Origin of the sequence: Neoroseomonas soli (genome assembly GCF_018129065.1) — a bacterium.
Taxonomy (GTDB): domain Bacteria; phylum Pseudomonadota; class Alphaproteobacteria; order Acetobacterales; family Acetobacteraceae; genus Neoroseomonas; species Neoroseomonas soli.
Window position 1 is genome coordinate 1 of sequence record NZ_JAAEDM010000053.1, and the last position, 18,334, is coordinate 18,334.

Sequence of the window (18,334 nt, forward strand, 5' to 3'; positions counted from 1 at the left end):
GCCACCGTCACGGTCCGGCCCGCCCGTCCGGTGCCGCTGCAGGCCGCCCCGGTCGCGGCCGCCGCCCCGGCGACCACGGCGCAGATCCAGCCGCGGCAGGAAGTGCAGGTGCGCCCCGCCCGCAACCCGGACTTCGTCGCGGTGGAAACCCCTGCCGGGGAACGGCTCGGCTACGCGCCGGTCGCGGTCTTCTCCATTCCGCCGGCGCAGATGCGCGCCATCTCGGTCCCGGCCGCGGCGCCGGGAGCCGAGGCGGCGCCGGCCGGACGCGTGCGGACGCTGGCCAGCACCAACATCGCGCGGCGGGACAATTTCCGCGACGCGGTGCGGGATCTCGAGCGGGCCGTCTCCAGCGGTGGCTTCGAGGTCGGGACCTGACGCGCGCTAAGACGGAGGGGCCTCCCCTCCGTCAGCCGGCCATGAGGGCCTGACCGGAGCGGGCCCATGCGGGCGCCGCTCCGGGAAGCCAGGCCGGTCAGGCCGGCTGCGCCATCGCCTTCATGAAGGACTCGCGGAAGCGGATCGGGTCGCGGTCGGTCTGGCTGCGTCCCGGCTCGTTGTCGATCTTCACGCCGATCACGTGCGGCCCGTCCGTGGCCAGGGCCTTCGCCACCAGCGCGTCGAACTCCGCCTCGTCCGCCGCCCAGGCGGCGGAGGCGATGCCCGAGGCGCGCGCGATGGCGACGATGTCCGTGCGCGCCGTCGCGGCCGGCGTGCCCTGCCCGCCGGTGATCTGATAGATGCCGTTGTCCCAGACGATCACGGCGAGGTTCTTCACCGCCTGCGCCGCGATGGTGGACAAACAGCCGAGCTGCATCAGCAGCGAGCCGTCGCCCTCCAGCGCGAAGACGCGCCGCTTCGGCTGGGCGATCGCCACGCCCATCGCGATCGGCGCCGCGAGGCCCATGCTGCCCAGCATGTAGAAGTTCTCCGGCCGCTGCCCCGCGCCCCAGAGATCCCAGTTGGAATTGCCGATGCCGCCGATCACGGCCTCGCGGTTGTTCAGCGCGCCGACCAGGCGCTTCGTCAGCGCGGCGCGGTTCATCACATGCAGGTTGCCGGTGGTCTCGGTCATCACTTGCGCCCTCCGCTCAGCAGCGGGGAGATGATCAGGCAGGCCGGCCAGCGCGTCGCGAAGGCCTGGCGGATGGTGCGGTCGGCCACGAAGGCGGCCTCATCGAGGCGGCTCATCGTATGGTGCTCGATGCCCATGCTGTCGAGGATCGGCCGCATGGTGCGGCAGACGATCGCCTGGCCGGGGTTGAACTCGCCCATGGTGCCGCGTTCGCTGACCACCATCACCACCGGCACCTGGAAGGCGACCGGCAGGGAGGCCAACGCGTTCGGCAGCGTCGCGAAGCCGGAGGTCTGCATCAGCACGACGCCCCGCATCCCCGCCATGTTTGCGCCGGTGACGATGCCGACCGCCTCTTCCTCCCGCGCGCAGGGGAAGGTGGTGAAGAAGGGGTCCGCGTGGCAGCCCTCGATCACCGGCCGCAGCACGTTGTCGGGGACATAGGTCACCAGGCGGATGTCATTGTCCTTGAAGGCCTGGCGCAGGATCCCGTGCCAGGTGGGGGCCGCTTCGGCCACGCTGCTCATCGCTCGAACATCTCCTCGCAATTCGCTGCGGTATCGCACCCGATGCCGGGATCGCCAAGGCGGGGCCGGGGGACGCCATGCAGGGCACGCGGCTTGCGCCACGCCACCCGCCCGCCGTAGGGGGAGGCGCGATGGATGCTCCCGCCCTGCCCCGCCTGCTCGTCGATGCCGATGCCTGCCCGGTGCGGGAGGAGATCGTGCGCGTCGCCGCGCGGCTCGGCCTGCAGGTGCTGCTGGTGACCAACGGCGCGCGGCCGGTCCGCCCGCCGCCGGTGCCCTTCGTCCGGCTGGTGGTGGTGGCCGAAGGCGCCGACAAGGCCGACGACTTCATCGCCGAGGAAGCCGGGCCGGTCGACATCTGCCTGACGGCCGACATCCCGCTCGCGGCGCGCTGCCTGGCCAAGGACGCCTTCGCGCTTTCGTTCAAGGGCAAGCCCTGGACAACGGACAACATCGGCAGCGCGCTGGCGGGGCGGGAGGTGGCGCGCCACCTGCGGGAGATCGGCGTCGCGGGCGGCGGGCCGGCGCCCATGGCGGGGCAGGACCGCTCGCGCTTCCTCAACGCGCTCGACACCATGGCGCAGGCTGCGCTGCGCAAGGCGCGCAGCGGCCCGCATCCGGCGGTCAGCGGCTGATCCACACCTCCAGCCGGGCGGGAAGGACATTGGCGGGCACGGGGCGGATCTGGGTCGTGACCAGGTTCGCGGCCTGGACGTCGCGGGCGAGCAGCGCGGCCGCGGTGGCCTCCTCGGGCCGGGCGTAGCGCACTTCGTTCATGCGCGCGGCGGCGACAGTCCGCTGGCCGCCGCCAGCCACGCCCTGGACGCCCCAGCCCGCCTGTTCGAGCCGCACCATCATCGCCCGCACATCCTCGCGGCGAATGCTCCCGGCGAACTGCACGACGACCTGGAAGTCGCCTCGCCTCACGGCGGCCGCGGCGGCCGGCGCTGCGACCGGCGGCACCTGCGGTGCCGGCCCCTGGTAGTTCCGGGCGGCAGCGCGGTCGGCGGCCCCGCCCGGGTCGAAGCAGGGGGCCCAGAACCTCACGATGCATTGAACCGGATTGAGCGGCGGCGAGACGAGGCCCGGGGCGACGCCGGCGGCGAAGACCGCGGCGCCGTACACCATCCCCGCGCCGACGACGACCCAGCCGACCACCGTCCGCAGCGTGCCGCGGCCGAGGACGAAGGTGAGGACGGCGACGATCGCCGCGAAGGCGACGATCTGGACGGCGACATCCTGGAGCGCGGCCCGATCTTCCGTGAAGGAGACGGCGATCGCGGCGGCCGCGAAGACCGCAAGCCCTCCAAGGAGGAAGACGGCTGCCGGCCTGTTCACCTGCAGCAGGCGTTCGAGGATCTGAACCGGCGTCATCCGCGACCCCTCGGATTGTCACCGAAACGGTCGGATATCAGGTCCCGGATTTCAACCGGTTTTGTCTCGGGGCCGGGCCGGCGCACGGTTGCGCGCCGGCCGGGCGGTCCCGGTCAGGCGGTCAGCGCTGCGCCTCGGCGACCTCGATGCCCTCGGCACAGGCGGTCCGGGTCAGCCACGGCCAGGGGTCGGTGGCGCGCCCGTCGCGACGCAGTTCGACGTGCAGGTGCGGCCCGGTGGTGCGCCCGGTGCGGCCCACGCTGCCGACCGGCTGTCCGGCCAGGACCTGGCGGCCGGCGGAGACGCCGGGGCCGACGCCGGCCAGATGCGCGTAACGCGCGCGCGTGCCGTCCCGGTGCTCGACCTCCACCATGATGCCGTAGCCGTAGTAGCGCCCGGCATGGACGACGGTGCCCCCGGCAGCGGCACGGACCTGCGAGCCGATCGGCGCGCGGATGTCGACCCCGGGGTGGTAGCCACGGCCGCGATAGCCGAAACCGGAGGAGTATTCGCCGGCAACCGGCATGCCGATCGCGCACGGCGCGGCGAGGGCGGCGGCAGGAAGCAGGGTGGAGCCGGCAAGGATCATTCCGCAGATCCGGCCGGTCAGGGCCGGCAGTCGGGTCAGGCGCGTCGCGAGGCGCGTCTGGCGCATGCAGTGATATCTCCGGTTACGTTTCGTGAAGCCGGGCCTGCTTGGCCGCGCCAGCCGCATGCGTCAACCCGGGGAGCGGTTGTGCCGGCCGCAAGATATGCCACCGGAACGGGTGCCCGACCCCTATGGGCGGCGGCGGGCACGCCAGTCGGACGGTGTCTCGAAACTGCCTTCCCACATCCCGCGGCGCGCCGCCCTGGCCTCGGATTCCTGCCTGACATAGTCGGCGGAGTAGCGGGTGAAGGCGATCGCCCAGCCCTGCCGCACCAACTCTGCGCCGATGTCCGTGCCCTGCGCATTCCGGCAGCGCGCGACGCGGCGCCCGTAGCGGTCGGTGTCGAGAACCTGGCAGGACAGCGTGCCGCCGCCGAGGATCCGGGCCATGGCCCGGCTCGCTTCCTGCCCGCAGGGGTAGTCGCTGCCCCGGCGCCGGCAGGTCTGCGCCGATTCCGGCGCGTCCACGCCATGCAGGCGCAGCCGGCCGCCGCCAGTCGCGAGCGTGTCCCCGTCGACCACGGTGACCCGGGCGGCGAAAGTACCGGAGGCCGGAATGCCGGGCGGGGCGGTCCCTTCGGGAATGCCGTAGCGGACGCGCGGCATTGATGGCGAAGGCGCGGACGCGTCCAGCCAGGCGGCGGCGTGCTCGCGCAGCAGGCCGGATCCCCCCGCCGCCAGCACGGCCAGGAACAGCAGGAAGAACCACCCGGCCATCGGCAGCCGTCGCAGCCAGGTGCCGAACCGCCGCCGCGCCGCGCCGCGGCCGCGGCGCTCTGCCGCCCGCAGCGCCTCGCGCAGGTCGGGCGGGCGTTTCCGTCGCGTCAGCCGCATGTGCTCCGTCGGGGTTCCTGGCCTTGGCCCGCCGAGGCATGGCGGGTTGCCGGCACATGATAGCGGAACGCCCGGCGCCGCGCCTGCGAGCGGGCCGGGGCACGCTTCGCCGCCCCTCCGGGCGAGGGGCACTGCGCGCTGATCCAATCCATCCGCCGGGCGGACCGCGCCACGGCACGGGCCCTGACGGCGGGCCGACGCAGGCGCTCTCAGCGCACCGGCAGCAGCAGCGGCACCAACAGCACGCTGACCGCCATCACGGCCACGGAAAGCGGCACGCCGACCTTCACGAAATCGCCGAAGGTATAGTTGCCCGGCCCCACCACCAGCGTGTTCACCGGGGAGGAGATCGGCGTCATGAAGGCGGTCGAGGCCGCCAGCGCGACGATCATGGCGAAGGGATGCGGGGAGGCGCCGGCATCCGCCGCGATGGCCAGCGCCACCGGCGTCATCAGCACCGCCGTCGCGGTGTTGGAGATGAAAAGCCCGAGCATCGCCGTGATGACGAAGACGACCGCGAGCAGCACCCGTGGCGACGCATTGCCGGCGACCGCGAGCAAGGCATCGGCGGCGAGATCGACGCCCCCCGTGCGCTGCAGCGCCAGCGAGAAGGGCAGCATGCCGACGATCAGCACCAGGCTCTTCCACGAGATCGAGCGATAGGCGGCATTCAGGTCCACGCAGCCGGCAGCCCCCATCAGCAGGCAGCCGATCAGCGCCGCATGCACGTTCGGCACCCAGCCCAGCACCATCAGCGCGACGGTCAGCGCCAGGATGGCGACGGCGATCGGCCCCCGGCCGGCGGCGGGCAGCACCTCGGCATGCTCGGCCGGCAGGTGCAGCACGAGCAGGTCGCGGCTGTCCGCCTGCAAGCGGCGGATATCGGCCCAGAATCCGGTCAGCAGCAGGGTGTCCCCGGCCTTCAGCTTCTCCTCGAGGAAGTCGGGGCCGGCGACCTCCTGCCGGTGGCGCAGGCCGATGACGGTCAGGCGGTATTCGGCGCGCATGCGGGCCTGCAGCACCGTGCTGCCCACCAGCGGCGAGTCCGGCGGGATGATCGCCTCGACCATCCCGATCTCCTGCGAATGGTCCAGGAAATAGCCGCCCTCCTCGAGCGGCAGCGTCTCCACGCGGAACTCGGCGCGCATCGCCTCGATGCGCCCGGCCGCGGCGCGGACATCCGCCAGCATGACGTCGCCTGCCTTGATGACAGTGGCGCCGCTGGGGCGGAGAAGCTCGGTCGCGAAGCGGTGCCCCCGCTCGATGGCCAGGAGGTTGACGCCCTCCTGCCGCAGCCTGATCTCCTCGAGCCGCCGGCCGACGAGGGGCGAGGCCGCGGGGACGCGCACGCGGAAGGCGCGGCCGGCCAGGGCATACTTCGTCGTCCACTCCCGCAGGCTCGGCGCGTGGCGGCCGCCGGAGCCCGGCGGGCGGCGGTCCGGCAGCAGCCGGCGGGCGAAGATCATGTAGCCGATCGCCAGCGCCAGCACGGGCAGGCCGAAGGGGCTGAAGGCGAAGAAGCCGAAGCCCTCGTGGCCCTGGCGCAGGAGCTCGGCGTTCACCACCAGGTTCGGCGCGGTGGCGACCAGCGTCAGCATGCCGCTGATCAGCGCCGCGACCGACAGCGGCATCATCAACTGCCCCGGCGCCGTCCCGGTGTTCCGGCAGATGCGCAGCACGACGGGCACGAAGATGGCGACGACCGCGGTCGAGGACATGAAGGCGCCGAGGCCCGCGCAGGCGACCATCAGCAGCACCAGCATGCGTGTCCCGCTGTTGCCTGCCTTCTCGTAGAGCAGGTCCCCCAGCCGGCGGGCGACGCCGGTGCGCACCAGCGCCTCCCCGATCACGAAGAGCGCCGCGATCAGCACGATGCTGGGGTCGGAGAAGCCGGCCAGCGCCTCGTTGATCGTGATCACGCCGGTGAAGGGCAGCAGCACGATCATCAGCAGCGCCACCGCGTCCATGCGCGGCCGATTGGCGACGAACATGACGATCGCCGCGCCGAGCAGCGCGAGGACGAGGAGGAGGTCGCCCGTCATGGCCCCGCCCGCCCGCTCAGCCCTGCGCCGCCAGCAGCGGCCGGAGCACGTCGGTGACACCGGTAAGGATGATCTGCACGCCGACGCATAGCAGCAGGAAGGCGGTGAGCTTGGTCACGATGAGCGTGCCCTGGGGCCCGATGCGGCGCGCGATCGCCTCCGCATAGGCGTAGGCCAGCCAGACGCAGGCACCCACCGAGGCCGCCACCAGCACGGCGGAGATGGCACTGACCAGCAGCACGCCCTGCGTCTCGGATGCACGCTCCGCGCCCAGCGCGATCGAGGCGGCGATCGACCCCGGCCCCGTGGTCAGCGGCAATGTCAGCGGGAAGAAGGCCATGCGCTCGATCGGCGCGGTGTCCATCGCATTCGGCGCATTCTTCGCCTCGGGCGCCGCGCGCAGCATCGCCCACCCCGCGGCCGCGACCGCGAGCCCGCCGCCGATGCGCAGCGCCTCGAGCGAGATGCCGAAGACGGACAGCACGCGGGACCCGAGGAACAGCGCCACCACCAGCACGATGAAGGAATTGATCCCGATCTGCCGTGCCAGGCGTGCGCGCTCGCGCGGCGTCAGCCAGCGCGTCATGTCGTGGAAGATGAAGGCGACGCCAAACGGGTTGATGATGCTGAGCAGCGTCGAGAAGCCGAACAGCCAGAAGGAGATCAGCTTGGCGACAAGGAAGCCGTCCATGGTCATGCGGTCCCCTCGCCTGCCGTGCCGCGGGTCAGCGGAGTTCGATGGTCAGGCCGGCCTCGTTGATCCGGAGCTGCCCGCCCGCCCGGTCCGTGCGCAGGCGCAGTTCCACCCCGGCGGCATTGCGCAGCCAGCGGGTCTCCGGCCCGGCGGGCCCGCCGCGCGCGCGCGGCATCACCTGCTCCGTGTAGCGGCCGGCGAAATCCTCGAGCCGCCGCAGCCCGAAGACCTCCCCCCGCGCGGAGAGGGAGGCGACGCCGACGCTGCCGAACTCGAGCCCCCGCACCGAGAAGCGGTGCTCCTCCCCCCGGAAGCGCAGCCGCCCGCCGCCCACCGTGGCGCCGACCGCGAGCACGCCGACGCGCACCTGCTCGATCTCGATCGAGGCGTCGGGGTTCGGGTCGGGGCGGTTCCGCTGGGCGAGGGCCGGCAGGGCCGCCAGCAAGACGCCCAAAGCGGGCCAGGCCATGATCGATCGACGCCTGCTCAAGTCGGGGCTCCATGTCGGGCGGATCGGGGCACGGCGCGGGGCCGGGCCGATGGGCCGCCGGATCGGGGGTCTTCTCCATCGTCGCCGCGGGTCCCTCCGCGACCCGGCTCACGACTGCAGCCCCAGCATGCCAGGGCGCGCGGAGCGCACGCCAGGGGCTGCCTCGGGCCCGCCGCCGCGCCGGGGACCGCATGGGCGGGGCAGGTCCGGCATGAGCGTCGCGGCGAGGCTCGTCATCGGCCCGCGTCTCAGAATCGGAAGGAGAGCGTGATCGACCCGTACTGCGCGCTCTCCAGCTGCGTCTCGAATTCACGCGAGCGTGCGGTGTAGGTCATGGTCAGCCGGGCGAAGGGCATGATCACCGCGACGCCCGCATTGGCCTCGCCGACGAAGGTCTCCCGGTCCACGTGCCGGCTGTCGCGCCAGGTATTGCCGTCGAGGAAGATGTCGCGCCCGATGACGCGCCCCTCGACGCCGGCGAAGACATACCAACCCCACTTGCCGCCGGGCTGGTAGAAGGCGGAGCCGGAGATCGAGGGCCGCATCCGCGGCGGCCCGAAATCCGCCATCAGATCGTCCCCGATCCTGACCATGAGACCGGCCGAGGCGTAGGTCTGCACGTTGCCGACGCTCGCGGTGACGCTCGGCACGATGCCGACGGCAACGTCCTCCCAGACCGGATCGCTGTTGAAGCGCCACTGGCGGGAGAGCACGACGTTCACCCCCGGCTCGTCCTTGAGCTGGTAGTTCCAGCCATAGGCGCGGTCGATGTTGAGCAGGTCGTGGACGCCGTTCTGCACCTGCTCGCCGAGGGCGGAGGGCCCGACCATGCCGAGTTGCAGCTCGATGCTGCCGTATTCCGTCGCGGTGTAGGAGGCGAGGCTGATCGCGCCGTAGAGCCAGCCCGCATAGGGCCGATCGAGCGGGTCCGGATTGCGCCGCGTCGTGTCGTCCGGGGTGAAGATGTTCTGCCCGAAGGCCAGCCCCCAGCGCGGGGTGCCGCCCTCGGGGAAGATCAGGCTGGGCCGGTCGGTCAGGAAGGTCAGCCAGGAGGGCGGGTCGTAGGAAGGCGAGCGCCAGGAGAGCTGGAACCCGCTCGTGTAGTACCGGTCCGTGCCGGCCAGCAGGTCGTTCTCGTAGGTCAGGGAGAAGGTGCCATAGTGGTCCCCCGGCACGCGCTCGCTGGCGTGCACGGGGGCCGCAGTCACGGCGGCGGCGCATGCCGCCGCGACGAGGCGCGGGTTCATGCGGGGGGCGCGCCCGCCTTGGCCGCGTCCTGCGCGGCCGCGAGCGCCTCCCGCAGCGCCGTTTCCTTCGTCTCGTCGAAGGAGGAACGCAGCACCTTGGCGCCGATGCCCTTGAACTCGGCCAGCACCTTGTCCGCCGTGATCTTGCGGATGAGCAGGAAGAGCGCCGCCTCGCCACCGTGGAGGCTGGCGGCGACATCCTTCATGAAGGCGTCGTTGAGCCCGACATCGGTCAGCTTGCCGCTGAGCGCCCCGGCCCCCGCACCGACCGCCGCACCGGCCAGCGGCATCAGGAACAGCATGCCGATCAGCGTGCCCCAGAGCGCGCCGGAGGCCGCGCCGGCGGCGGTCGGGCTGAACAGCTGGTTCAGCTTGACCGTGCCGTCCGGGCGCTTCACGGCGACCACCGCGTCGCCGAGTTCGATCAGGTATTCCTTCTGCATGGCGAGCAGGCGCGAGCGCACCTCCTCCGCCTGCGCTTCGGTCGGAAAGGAGACGACGAGGAGGTCAGCCATGGGTCAAAAGGTCCTTGCTAGGTTCGTTGGTGGGATGCGCGCCGACAGTCGCGGCAGCGGGCAGACGGCCGATCGAGGTTTCCGGCGGGCCGAGGGCCTCCCCGGCACCCAGGTGCTGATGCATGGCGGGGCCCCCGCCGAAGCGGCGCTCGTCACCATCCGTAGCCTCCCGCGGGTTCCCCTGCGCGCACCGGGCCGGTTCCAACAGGGCCGTGGACCGCGGCCTGGTCGCGGGAACTGCGCCCGGCGCCGCGCGCCTCCTGTCGTACCGGCATCGTATATAGCCGTCCACCATCCTGGCGGGATCGGCGCCGTGTCCCGGCCTTGGGCGATCCGTTCCAAATCGCCCGGTGCCAGTCACGGACCGCGCAGCAGCACCAGGTCGAGCGGTTGCGGCGCGCCGGCAACCTGGCGGGCATCGCGTGCCTCCTCCCGCCCGGTCGGTGCGTATCCCTGCGAGAGAGCCAGCTCAAAGGCCTCACGATGGGTCAGCGCGTCGCTACCCTCGGCCTTGTTGTGCTTCTCAAGCTTGGCCGCGAGGTTCACCGGGTCGCCGATGACCGTGTATTCGAGCCGGCCCTCGGCGCCGATGGTGCCGAACAGCATCTCGCCCGACGCGACCGCCATGCCCACCGCGATCGGCGGCATGGCGGGGTCGGACAGCGTCCGGCCGGCCAGCGCCGCCTGGATCTCGGCAACCGCGCGCAGCGCATCCGCCGCATGGGTGGGGCTCGGCCGCACGGCGCCGAAACTCGCGAGGATGCCGTCGCCGAGATACTTGTCGATGCTGCCGCCATGGCGGCGCACCGCGCGCACCACCAGCTCCTGGTAGGCGGCGAGCACCGCCAGCAGCCGTTCCGGCGACAATTCGCGCGCGAGGCGGGTGAAGCCGCGCAGGTCCGTCATGAGGATGCTCGCCTGCCGGCGCTCGGCCATGCCGGCGGTGGCCTCCTCCTCCGCGCCACGGATCCGCAGCGCGATTTCCGGCACGAAGAAACGCGACAGCCCGTCCGAGGCGATGCGCTCGCGCGCCGCCTCGACCAGCAGGGCGCGGCCGCGCGAAACCACCAGCGCGAGCAGCAGCGTCACCATGCCGAGCGTGACGACCTTGTCGAACTCTGCCCCGATCAGCACCGAAGGCGTCGTCACGTAGTCGAGGAAGCTCCGCGTGACCATCGCACCGCCGATCAGGGACGCGCCGACGATCGCCACCCACCCCAGCATCGCCGTCGCGCCGGCGAGGAGCACGTAGCGCGCCTCGAAGCGCAACGCCCGTAGGACGATGAGGATGAAGGCGTACATCATCGTCGGCGCCTTCAGCACCACCGCGAGCGGCGCCATGTATTGCAGGTGGAAGGCCCAGATCAGGCCGAACAGGACGGCGATGTCCACCACGACCGAGACCGTGAGCAGACGCGGCGTGAGGCGGCGCTGCACCGCCAGCCACAAGCGAAAGCCCGTGAATACGGCATAGAGGGCGAGCGCGACCGGCACCGGCTCGATCTCCATCGGCGGCGGGTTGGCGGTGCGCGCGATGGCGTAGAGCAGTGCAAAGGTGGCGATCGCCGCGACCTGCGCGATGCCGATGATGTTCTCCGCCGTCTCCTGCTGGCGCGTCACCAGATCCTGGACGCGGCGTGGCAGCACCGCGTCCATGCCGGCGAAGCCGAGCAGGTCGCGCAGCCGTGCCGCGAGTCTGCGCCCCGGTGAGTTGCCGAGTGCGGATATCCACCCGGAAGCCAGCGCCGGATGCGTCATGGTTGCCCTCCTGCCAGGGTCCTGTTGTCCGGGTGGTCCGCATTGCGCCCAAGCGGATGCGGCCGGAAGCCGGTCCGGCCTCGCATAGCCGCGGCACGGGCGGCGGGCGTCGCGCCGGATTTCGGGGCGCAACCGCCTTCCGCTGTGCCGTCGGTGGTCACGATCGTGTTCATGGGCGGCTCCGTTCCCTCGGTCCCAGACTTCGCCCGCGGCGCCGGCCGGGATACGCCCGGCCCGGTGCATCGTGCGGCGGCCGAATGCGGCAGGGCAGGGTTTCGACCGCCTCGGGCCTTGGGCGCCTCGCTTCGCCCGCCGCTATGATGCTTCCTCGGAACGAGCCGCGGAGCCGATCTCCATGGACCCCGGCCGGGCGGAAGGATTGCTGCGATGGAGCTCCACGAGATCCGCTACTTCCTCGCGGTCTGCCGGACGCTGAACTTCACCAGGGCCGCCGAGCAGTGCCATGTCAGCCAGCCCGCCCTGACGCGCGCCATCCAGAAGATCGAGGGCGAGCTCGGCGGCCTGCTCTTCTCGCGTGAGCGCGGGAACACGCACCTCACCGAACTCGGTCGCCTGATGCAGCCCCATCTCGAGGAGGTGATGGCGCGCACCCAGGCGGCCCGGGACACGGCGTTCCGCTTCCTCCGGCTCGAAAGCGCGCATCTCCGGCTCGGCGTGATGTGCACGATCAGCCCGATGCGCTTCGTGGGCTTCCTCAACCGCTTCCGCGCCGACCATCCCGGCATCGAGCTGACGCTGTCGGAATCCGTCCCGCCGCGCCTGGCGGAATCGCTGGTCCGCGGGGAGATCGACGTCGCGGTGATGGCGCAGCCCGGGGCCTATGACGACGGGCTGCGCGCCGAGCCCCTGTACCGCGAGCGCTTCGTCCTCGCCTGCCCGACCGGGCACCCCTTCGAGCGGCGCAACATCGTCGCGATGCGCGACATGGACGGCCAGATCTACCTCCAGCGCGTCAACTGCGAGTTCCGCGACCAGTTGCGCGAACGCTGCGAGGCGGCCGGCGCGCACATCGTCCGTTCCTACCGCAGCGAGCGCGAGGACTGGATCCAGACCATGGTCGCAGCCGGCATGGGCGTCTGCTTCATCCCCGAATTCTCGGCCACGCATCCCGGCCTGGTGCTGCGCCGCGTCGAGGAGCCGGAGGTGACGCGCGAGATCTGCGTCGTGACCGTCGCCGGCCGCCGCTGGTCCGCGCCACTGGCGAGTTTCGTCACGGCGATCCGCCGCTATCAATGGCCGACCGCCGACAGCGGCGACCTGGCGCGGCGCGCGGACGGAACGGCAGCCTCGCCGGCAGCCGAAGGGTGAGAGCCTCGATGCATCGGGCGCATCGAACCGATGCGACACCGGCCTTGGCGCGCCGGGCCCATGCGGCCCGACACTCCCCCCGCAGCCCGGCCGCTGGTCCGGGCGCCGAAGGAGGCAGGTGCCATGTCCATCGATCCCGCCGGGCTCCCGATCCGGTCCGGCGAAGCCGCGGCGACGGAATGGGAAGGGCTTATGGCGGCGGCGCAGCAGGGCGATGGTCTCGCCTATGACCGCCTCCTGCGCGCCGTGATGCCCTTCCTGCGCGCGATTGCCCGCCGTCGCTTCCCGAACCGCGCCGATGCCGAGGATGCGGTGCAGGACACCCTGATGACCCTGCATGCGCTGCGGCACGCCTACGATCCCTCCCGCCCCTTGCGGCCCTGGCTGGCGGCGCTGTGCGAGCGACGCTGCATCGACCGCATGCGCTGGCACCACCGCCATGCCCGCGGCGAGACGGCCCTGCACGATTCCGTGCAGGCAATCGCAGCACCCGGAATGGAATCAGCGGGGGAGCGAGCGATCCTGCGGCAGGAGATCCAGGCCAGGGTGGCCGCCCTGCCGCGCGCCCAGCGCGTCGCGCTGCTGCTGACGAAGCTCGAGGAGCTTCCGCTGGTCGAGGCGAGCGCGCGCAGCGGCATGCCGGTCGGGGCGCTGAAGATCGCTGTCTTCCGTGGCATCCGCAGCCTTCGCCGGCAGTTCCTGCTCACCCGGGCGGCGTGAAGCGCGGCACGGCGGGCCTGTCCGAGCGGGTGCCTGCGCGGCCGGTTCCGGAGCCTCGGGTGCTTCACGCGCAAGTACGGGAACCCGTTCGGATGCGGCGCGAAAGGGCCGGACGCACTCTGGAGGCCGGTGACGCAACCCCGGCCTTCCGACGGCCGCGCGATCGGGACCGCCTCTCAATTCATGTGAAGCCGGACCGGCTTCGGCGCGGACGGTGACGGCGGGCCGGAACCTATGCCGCCGCGAGGGGCGGCGGTGACATGGCCGGCTTCATGGGCTGTCCGGGGGGATCTCGACCGAACGGCCGCGCAGGCGGGCCACGATCGCCAGGAGCGCTTCCGCGATCCGTGCGTTCGTCCGCTCCTGCTCCGTCTGCGGGTCGGGCCGAATGAGGGGCATCGCCACGGCCTCGATGTCCTCGGCGATGGCGAGCAGGTCTGCGCGGGTCATCCGTGGTCCTCCGGCGTGATACGGGCGGCGAGGCGCGCCATCGCGAACCGCTCCATGTGGCAGTGCAGGGCAGATCCTGGCACGACGCGCCGGAACCGACGCCCCCGACCTCCGGGCAGGCCAGGATCCGGCCGGCAGCACCGGCCCCGCGTAGCACGACGCTCCGCCGAATGGTCCGAAAGTCCGGGTTTTTCCAGGGCTTCGCGATGGTAGCGGCGAGCGGACTTGAACCGCTGACCCCGGCATTATGAGTGCCGTGCTCTAACCAGCTGAGCTACGCCGCCATCCAACGAGGGCCGCGAGTTAGGCCGATTCCGACGATTCTAGGCAAGCTGGGGACAATTTCCTGCGGGGGTAGCACTTGCCCCCGAGTTGCCCCCCGCGACGCCCCGTAGGCTAGTGTCTGCAGAGCAATTCTGGCCAACGCCCAGACGACACCTCGCAACGATAAGAGGAGGTTGTTCCATTAGCGGCGAACGCCACCGCCGTTTCGTTCACTACTATGATCAGCGCGCTTGAGCCAATCACGTCATTTTTTTCTCGACATCATCCGCGTCGGCATCAGAATATCGTCTAGGCGAATGAATAAGCACACTTCCGCTTGCATCGAATTGGCATGTCATTTGCGCCGTGATCGAAAAGCACCGATCACACAAGCGGCTATGACCTATTTTCGGATCGTGAGAGCCAGCATGATCAATAAGTTCACGCCGATCTTAGTCGCTGCTGCAATTTCTGGATGCAGCAGCTCGACATCAAACCACGCGGATCAGTTGGCTAGAGTCCCCATTATTATCGCCGCATTAAAATGTGCGTTTGCAACAGCGCTAATGGAGGAACGTAATTCACCGATAGCTAGGATAAACGGGGCGGTTGCTAGTGGAACACTGTCCTTAAAGATCGTGCACGGCGACGGCGAAAGCATCGGTGCGCGCGCCGTAGCCTCAGCAGGAGGCCCGTTTGTCTTCCCCTATGCCGGAAGCACTGGAAGCATCCTTCCGAGCTTTTCGAGTGGCGTCCAGAGAACCGACACAATACAGACAAGCTTAGATTTCCGATTTCTAATGGTGGCCGATGATGCCAGAGTTTGCGACCAGTTAGATGAATCGCAGAGAGCGAGACTTGGATTGTCCGAGTGGCTCGCCAGCGTCATAAGGCAAGCAAATGTCAATGTCGGCTATGATCCTCCCGGCCAATTAGATCGAATTAGATTCAATCAAGATTTTGCTGTATCCAACGTCACTAAAGGTGGTCTAGATTTTAATTTTGTTTTCCTTAATTTAACATCATCTGTAAGTAGAGAGAGGAACGACATACAGAATTTAACTTTCACCATAGGAGAAGAGACCAGGGATAACCCTGCTCCATTATTGTCACCTGAGCGGAGAAGGAGGTTACAACGTGGCAACTGAACCCTCTAAGCCTAAGCCAAACCCGAAGCCCGGAAAAGGTGGAGGATTAGGCCCTCTGGATACTAATCCACCCACCAAGGATAAGTAGACCCGAAGGCCGCTTCCTCGGTGCAATGCGGAGCACTATACGCAGCTCCGCGCGTCGTCGGGATAGAGCGTTTCCCCGCATCGCGGTGTCACCACCGCCGAGACGTGCTCCTGCCATACGCGCAGCGCGGCGAGGGCTTCCTCGCGGGAATCATGCCGATCATAGACACCGACGAGACCTGACCGGCCCGACACATGATTGATCGCCGCCTCGGCAGCCTCTCGCGCGACGCCGAGGCGTGACATTGCGGTGCGGGCCGTGCGCCGCAGGTCGTGCCAATCCCAGCCCGACACGCCGCTTGCCTTGTCCACCGACGCCTTCACCTTGGAGAAGCCCGAGAGGCCACACCCTCGGATGCGGCCGAGCAGCTTGTATGCCGCGTCGAGTTCCCAGGTGTCGTCGGGCCAGACGGCGGCGAGTTCTGCGAGCGCCAGATCATGCAGCGGGATAACGTGCCCGGCGCGGTTCTTGGTGCGGTCGCGCGGCAAGGCCCACAACGCCGCTTCGCGGCTGACCTCGCCCATGGCGATGCCGGCAACTTCCCCTCGGCGGGCCGCTGTCAGGATCAGCAGCCGCACGAAGGCACACGGTTTTGCAGATAGCTCCCCTGCCCCGCCCCAGATACACCTGAGTTCTTCATCCGTCAGCGTGCGGTCACGTGCCGCGACCGGCGGGGCGAGGATGGAAGCCTTGCGTGGGAGAAGCGGCAGCGCGATCCAGCCAGCCGCCTCGGCGTGGTTGAGGAATGCGCGAGCGACACGCAGGAGGTTCCCCGCCGCCGCTGGGCCGCGCTTGTGTGCCGCCGATACCAGCCCCATCCAGTCCGCGCGCGTCGTGTCCGCGAGGGGCCGATTGCCGAGTTTTGGCGCGACGATCTGTTTCAGCATCCAGGCGACGCGTTCGGCGTGGGCGTCCGACCAACCGCGCCCCTTCATAGCGGCTTTCGACGCGACATCAGCCCATTGGTGCCAACGCTCCCGTACTGTCCGCGCTTTGCGCTTCGTCTCGCCTTCGGCGCGCTTGGCGCGCTTCTCACCGATCGGGTCCCCGCCGCCCTGAACTGACGCACGGCAGGCAACTGCCCGCTTCCGCGCCTCGGCCAGACCGACCGTGGGATATGTTCCAAGCGTCACTCTGGAATAGCGCCCATCCGACATGGCGCCGCGCGCAGACCATGAGGCGATGCCGCCCTTCGTCATGCGGAGAATGAGGCCGGGGCACCCCAGGTCGCGGACCTCGATGCGTCCTTCGGCCGGTGGCTGCATCGCCTTCAACCATGCATCATTCAGTTTCACCGAGGGCATCACACCGCGCCCTCCAAGAACTGGCCCCACGCAGCCATGAGCGAGCGCCGCGCATCGAGGAAGTCAGTGCGCCGATATGCCGCGACGACGCGGCTCCTCGTCACGTGCGCCAGGGCGGCCTCGGCCACCTCATGCGATGCGATCTGGTTCTCTGCGATCCAGTCACGGAAGGAACTGCGCGCCGTTCCGTGGACGGTGAAGCTCGACCAGCCCCGGCGGCGGAGGAGCTTCTGCATGGCCGATCCCGACAGGCAGTTGCCGCCGATACCGCCGGGGAACACGAACTCGCCATCGCTGCGTGCGCGGAGCACAGCCAGCAGCGCGACGGCCTGCAGCGAGAGCGGAACACGATGCGGGCGGCGCGTCTTCGTGCGCTCCCCCGGGATCGTCCATGTGTCGGCGTCCAACTCCTCCCACCGCGCGGCGCGGGCCTCAGTCATGCGAGTGGCGGTGAGGATCGCGAAGCGGAGGCAGAACGCGGCCGTCGCCTCGTCGGCGGCGAGCTTCTGCCAGAGGGCCGGAAGCTGCGGCCAGGGCAGCGCGGCGTGATGCTTCGTGATCTGACGGGGGCGCGGCGGAAGGAGGTTGCTTATGTGGCCGACCCAGCGGGCCGGGTTAGGCCCCGGCATCCAGCCGCGCGCGATGGCATAGGCGAGAACTGCCTCGATGCGGCGTCGCAGTCTGTCGGCCGAGGCTGGCCGCGCCGTCCAGATCGGCTGGACGGTCGCCAGCACGTCATCGGTGCCGACGCGATCCACGCCGCGCGCGGAGAAGGCGAGGTCATCGAGCGACGCCTTCCACTGTGCCGCCGTGCGCTCCGACCAGCGCGACGCATGCGCTTCCTGGAACTGCCGCGCGGCCTCCGCGAAGCCCAGCGCCGGGGCAATCTCCTGCGGCGCGCGGAGGGCGCGGAAGTGCTGTTGCGGATCAACGCCGCGCAGCAGCATGTGCCGACATTCGGCGGCGGATGCACGGGCCTGCGCGAGCGTCGTCGTGTGCGTCGCGCCGAGGCCCACGGTGCGGGCCTTGCCGCCGCGCACGAACTTGAACAGCCAGGAGCGGAAGTTGGGATGAACCTGGAGGATCAACCCGAGGCCGTCGCCATAACGGCCGGGGGCAAGCTTCTCCCGGACCATGGCCGGCGTCAGCTTCCCGCTCACCGCGCTTCCTCCAGGATCGGCTCGATCCAGACATGCCGCCCGTTGTCGGCGGTGAAGTAGCCAGTGCCGTCGAGTTCCTCGACGATCTCGCCAGCCGCGAGCATCCGGTCAATCTCGGCGCTCGCCGCGTCGAAGCTGTCGAAGGTCGCGATGGTGTCGGCGTCGGACAGAAGCTCGAAGTCGCCATCGTCTGAGAAGCGGAGGGCGGCAGAGAGGATCGCGTGCCGGCACATCACCGCGCCTCAGCCATCAGTTCAATCATGAGGCCGGTCGGGACGCGCGCGGGCCGGGAGGCAAGACGCAGGATGTGCGCCTCGAAATCCTCGATGTTCCGATAGGTGAACAGCGCGCGATCCGCCGCCGTCGCCGTGTCCCATCGGCCATCGGGCCGAGGCGTCGCGATGCCCAGCAGGGCGCCATGGCGGTTGCGGTAGACGCGGGAGCCCTGGGGGCGATCCACGATGAGAAGGCGGGGCTGGTTCATGTATTCGATCTCCAGCGAGAGTTAATTACGCTTTCGAATCGAAACATGACTAAAGTCACGATACAATGTATCGCGCGGTAGATCGGAGCACTGATATTATGATGGACGCTGCGGATTGAGCCGAGTTGCGTATTCCGTATACAAACGCCCCCTGGTTTATCGAGGTTCCAGACGTTGATCGG

The 18,334-nt window shown here is 69.9% G+C and carries 21 protein-coding genes and 1 tRNA gene; 5 read left to right on the forward strand and 17 right to left on the reverse strand.

Annotated features, from left to right (window positions below; all coding sequences use genetic code 11):
- On the forward strand, nucleotides 1-378 hold a 378-nt coding region (locus tag GXW76_RS17065), incomplete at its 5' end, for a hypothetical protein (protein WP_211863303.1).
- Between the two features lie 97 nt (nucleotides 379-475).
- Here the strand turns inward: GXW76_RS17065 and GXW76_RS17070 are convergent.
- Both GXW76_RS17070 and GXW76_RS17075 read right to left on the reverse strand, forming a co-directional pair.
- A complete protein-coding gene (locus GXW76_RS17070) occupies nucleotides 476-1,075 on the reverse strand; it encodes a thiamine pyrophosphate-dependent enzyme (RefSeq protein WP_211863304.1) in 600 nt (199 codons plus the stop codon).
- On the reverse strand, nucleotides 1,075-1,602 hold the full coding sequence (locus GXW76_RS17075) for a thiamine pyrophosphate-binding protein (protein WP_211863305.1): 528 nt from the start codon (nucleotides 1,600-1,602) through the stop codon (nucleotides 1,075-1,077). The genes GXW76_RS17070 and GXW76_RS17075 overlap by 1 nt, the downstream gene beginning before the upstream one ends.
- Nucleotides 1,603-1,733: 131 nt before the next feature.
- Here GXW76_RS17075 and GXW76_RS17080 point away from each other — a divergent pair, with 131 nt between their 5' ends.
- Nucleotides 1,734-2,237, forward strand: coding sequence for a YaiI/YqxD family protein (locus tag GXW76_RS17080; protein ID WP_211863306.1), 504 nt, complete (start codon nucleotides 1,734-1,736; stop codon nucleotides 2,235-2,237).
- Here the strand turns inward: GXW76_RS17080 and GXW76_RS17085 are convergent.
- The 9 genes from GXW76_RS17085 to GXW76_RS17125 all read right to left on the reverse strand — a co-directional run bounded on the left by GXW76_RS17085 (nucleotide 2,227) and on the right by GXW76_RS17125 (nucleotide 11,205).
- Nucleotides 2,227-2,976: a hypothetical protein gene (locus tag GXW76_RS17085; RefSeq protein WP_211863307.1), complete on the reverse strand. Its 750-nt coding sequence runs from the start codon at nucleotides 2,974-2,976 to the stop codon at nucleotides 2,227-2,229. The two genes, GXW76_RS17080 and GXW76_RS17085, sit on opposite strands and share 11 nt — an antisense overlap.
- Nucleotides 2,977-3,097: 121 nt before the next feature.
- Complete coding sequence (locus tag GXW76_RS17090) at nucleotides 3,098-3,631, reverse strand: murein hydrolase activator EnvC family protein (RefSeq protein WP_246514463.1); 534 nt, start codon at nucleotides 3,629-3,631, stop codon at nucleotides 3,098-3,100.
- Nucleotides 3,632-3,754: 123 nt separating this feature from the next.
- Nucleotides 3,755-4,459, reverse strand: coding sequence for a thermonuclease family protein (locus tag GXW76_RS17095; RefSeq protein WP_211863308.1), 705 nt, complete (start codon nucleotides 4,457-4,459; stop codon nucleotides 3,755-3,757).
- Between the two features lie 209 nt (nucleotides 4,460-4,668).
- Nucleotides 4,669-6,501 carry an SLC13 family permease gene (locus GXW76_RS17100; protein ID WP_211863309.1) on the reverse strand — a complete coding sequence of 611 codons (1,833 nt, stop codon included), beginning with the start codon at nucleotides 6,499-6,501 and terminating at the stop codon, nucleotides 4,669-4,671.
- A gap of 16 nt (nucleotides 6,502-6,517) precedes the next feature.
- On the reverse strand, nucleotides 6,518-7,198 hold the full coding sequence (locus GXW76_RS17105; RefSeq protein ID WP_211863310.1) for a MarC family protein: 681 nt from the start codon (nucleotides 7,196-7,198) through the stop codon (nucleotides 6,518-6,520).
- Nucleotides 7,199-7,226: 28 nt separating this feature from the next.
- Nucleotides 7,227-7,685, reverse strand: a complete 459-nt coding sequence (locus GXW76_RS17110) for a hypothetical protein (protein WP_211863311.1) — start codon at nucleotides 7,683-7,685, stop codon at nucleotides 7,227-7,229.
- Between the two features lie 248 nt (nucleotides 7,686-7,933).
- The gene (locus GXW76_RS17115) at nucleotides 7,934-8,932 is read right to left on the reverse strand and encodes a lipid A deacylase LpxR family protein (protein ID WP_211863312.1); all 999 of its coding nucleotides are present in this window, start codon (nucleotides 8,930-8,932) and stop codon (nucleotides 7,934-7,936) included.
- On the reverse strand, nucleotides 8,929-9,447 hold the full coding sequence (locus tag GXW76_RS17120; protein ID WP_211863313.1) for a DUF1269 domain-containing protein: 519 nt from the start codon (nucleotides 9,445-9,447) through the stop codon (nucleotides 8,929-8,931). The genes GXW76_RS17115 and GXW76_RS17120 overlap by 4 nt, the downstream gene beginning before the upstream one ends.
- A 357-nt stretch (nucleotides 9,448-9,804) precedes the next feature.
- Nucleotides 9,805-11,205, reverse strand: coding sequence for an adenylate/guanylate cyclase domain-containing protein (locus tag GXW76_RS17125; protein WP_211863314.1), 1,401 nt, complete (start codon nucleotides 11,203-11,205; stop codon nucleotides 9,805-9,807).
- Between the two features lie 387 nt (nucleotides 11,206-11,592).
- On the opposite strand from GXW76_RS17125, the gene GXW76_RS17130 reads away from it, so the two are divergent.
- Nucleotides 11,593-12,534, forward strand: coding sequence for a LysR family transcriptional regulator (locus GXW76_RS17130; protein ID WP_211863315.1), 942 nt, complete (start codon nucleotides 11,593-11,595; stop codon nucleotides 12,532-12,534).
- Between the two features lie 123 nt (nucleotides 12,535-12,657).
- Nucleotides 12,658-13,254, forward strand: coding sequence for an RNA polymerase sigma factor (locus tag GXW76_RS17135; RefSeq protein ID WP_246514464.1), 597 nt, complete (start codon nucleotides 12,658-12,660; stop codon nucleotides 13,252-13,254).
- A 270-nt stretch (nucleotides 13,255-13,524) separates the two neighbouring features.
- Here GXW76_RS17135 and GXW76_RS17140 read toward each other — a convergent pair whose 3' ends face one another.
- Both GXW76_RS17140 and GXW76_RS17145 read right to left on the reverse strand, forming a co-directional pair.
- Complete coding sequence (locus GXW76_RS17140) at nucleotides 13,525-13,704, reverse strand: hypothetical protein (protein ID WP_211863316.1); 180 nt, start codon at nucleotides 13,702-13,704, stop codon at nucleotides 13,525-13,527.
- 207 nt (nucleotides 13,705-13,911) lie between these two features.
- Nucleotides 13,912-13,988: transfer RNA gene (locus tag GXW76_RS17145), tRNA-Met, on the reverse strand.
- A gap of 408 nt (nucleotides 13,989-14,396) precedes the next feature.
- Between GXW76_RS17145 and GXW76_RS17150 the strand changes: the two genes are divergently transcribed.
- Complete coding sequence (locus GXW76_RS17150; RefSeq protein WP_211863317.1) at nucleotides 14,397-15,116, forward strand: hypothetical protein; 720 nt, start codon at nucleotides 14,397-14,399, stop codon at nucleotides 15,114-15,116.
- Between the two features lie 123 nt (nucleotides 15,117-15,239).
- Here the strand turns inward: GXW76_RS17150 and GXW76_RS17155 are convergent, their stop codons facing one another.
- From GXW76_RS17155 to GXW76_RS17170, 4 genes are read right to left on the reverse strand one after another with little or no spacing between them, the layout of a single operon-like run.
- Entirely contained in the window at nucleotides 15,240-16,508 is a 1,269-nt protein-coding gene (locus GXW76_RS17155; protein ID WP_211863318.1) for a tyrosine-type recombinase/integrase, read from the reverse strand.
- Nucleotides 16,508-17,644 (reverse strand): tyrosine-type recombinase/integrase, encoded by a 1,137-nt coding sequence (locus tag GXW76_RS17160; RefSeq protein ID WP_246514465.1) that lies wholly within the window; start codon nucleotides 17,642-17,644, stop codon nucleotides 16,508-16,510. The genes GXW76_RS17155 and GXW76_RS17160 overlap by 1 nt, the downstream gene beginning before the upstream one ends.
- Nucleotides 17,645-17,664: 20 nt before the next feature.
- Entirely contained in the window at nucleotides 17,665-17,901 is a 237-nt protein-coding gene (locus tag GXW76_RS17165) for a hypothetical protein (protein ID WP_211863320.1), read from the reverse strand.
- Nucleotides 17,901-18,152: a hypothetical protein gene (locus GXW76_RS17170; RefSeq protein ID WP_211863321.1), complete on the reverse strand. Its 252-nt coding sequence runs from the start codon at nucleotides 18,150-18,152 to the stop codon at nucleotides 17,901-17,903. The genes GXW76_RS17165 and GXW76_RS17170 overlap by 1 nt, the downstream gene beginning before the upstream one ends.
- Nucleotides 18,153-18,334: the final 182 nt, after the last annotated feature.

Excerpts from the sequence above, each read along its gene's own strand:
- GXW76_RS17070 (WP_211863304.1), bottom strand. The coding sequence starts at position 1,075 with ATGACCGAGACCACCGGCAACCTGCATGTGATGAACCGCGCCGCGCTG.
- GXW76_RS17075 (WP_211863305.1), bottom strand. The coding sequence starts at position 1,602 with ATGAGCAGCGTGGCCGAAGCGGCCCCCACCTGGCACGGGATCCTGCGC.
- GXW76_RS17080 (WP_211863306.1), top strand. The coding sequence starts at position 1,734 with ATGGATGCTCCCGCCCTGCCCCGCCTGCTCGTCGATGCCGATGCCTGC.
- GXW76_RS17085 (WP_211863307.1), bottom strand. The coding sequence starts at position 2,976 with ATGACGCCGGTTCAGATCCTCGAACGCCTGCTGCAGGTGAACAGGCCG.
- GXW76_RS17090 (WP_246514463.1), bottom strand. The coding sequence starts at position 3,631 with ATGCGCCAGACGCGCCTCGCGACGCGCCTGACCCGACTGCCGGCCCTG.
- GXW76_RS17095 (WP_211863308.1), bottom strand. The coding sequence starts at position 4,459 with ATGCGGCTGACGCGACGGAAACGCCCGCCCGACCTGCGCGAGGCGCTG.
- GXW76_RS17100 (WP_211863309.1), bottom strand. The coding sequence starts at position 6,501 with ATGACGGGCGACCTCCTCCTCGTCCTCGCGCTGCTCGGCGCGGCGATC.
- GXW76_RS17105 (WP_211863310.1), bottom strand. The coding sequence starts at position 7,198 with ATGACCATGGACGGCTTCCTTGTCGCCAAGCTGATCTCCTTCTGGCTG.
- GXW76_RS17115 (WP_211863312.1), bottom strand. The coding sequence starts at position 8,932 with ATGAACCCGCGCCTCGTCGCGGCGGCATGCGCCGCCGCCGTGACTGCG.
- GXW76_RS17120 (WP_211863313.1), bottom strand. The coding sequence starts at position 9,447 with ATGGCTGACCTCCTCGTCGTCTCCTTTCCGACCGAAGCGCAGGCGGAG.
- GXW76_RS17125 (WP_211863314.1), bottom strand. The coding sequence starts at position 11,205 with ATGACGCATCCGGCGCTGGCTTCCGGGTGGATATCCGCACTCGGCAAC.
- GXW76_RS17130 (WP_211863315.1), top strand. The coding sequence starts at position 11,593 with ATGGAGCTCCACGAGATCCGCTACTTCCTCGCGGTCTGCCGGACGCTG.
- GXW76_RS17135 (WP_246514464.1), top strand. The coding sequence starts at position 12,658 with ATGTCCATCGATCCCGCCGGGCTCCCGATCCGGTCCGGCGAAGCCGCG.
- GXW76_RS17140 (WP_211863316.1), bottom strand. The coding sequence starts at position 13,704 with ATGACCCGCGCAGACCTGCTCGCCATCGCCGAGGACATCGAGGCCGTG.
- GXW76_RS17150 (WP_211863317.1), top strand. The coding sequence starts at position 14,397 with ATGATCAATAAGTTCACGCCGATCTTAGTCGCTGCTGCAATTTCTGGA.
- GXW76_RS17155 (WP_211863318.1), bottom strand. The coding sequence starts at position 16,508 with ATGCCCTCGGTGAAACTGAATGATGCATGGTTGAAGGCGATGCAGCCA.
- GXW76_RS17160 (WP_246514465.1), bottom strand. The coding sequence starts at position 17,644 with ATGGTCCGGGAGAAGCTTGCCCCCGGCCGTTATGGCGACGGCCTCGGG.
- GXW76_RS17165 (WP_211863320.1), bottom strand. The coding sequence starts at position 17,901 with ATGTGCCGGCACGCGATCCTCTCTGCCGCCCTCCGCTTCTCAGACGAT.
- GXW76_RS17170 (WP_211863321.1), bottom strand. The coding sequence starts at position 18,152 with ATGAACCAGCCCCGCCTTCTCATCGTGGATCGCCCCCAGGGCTCCCGC.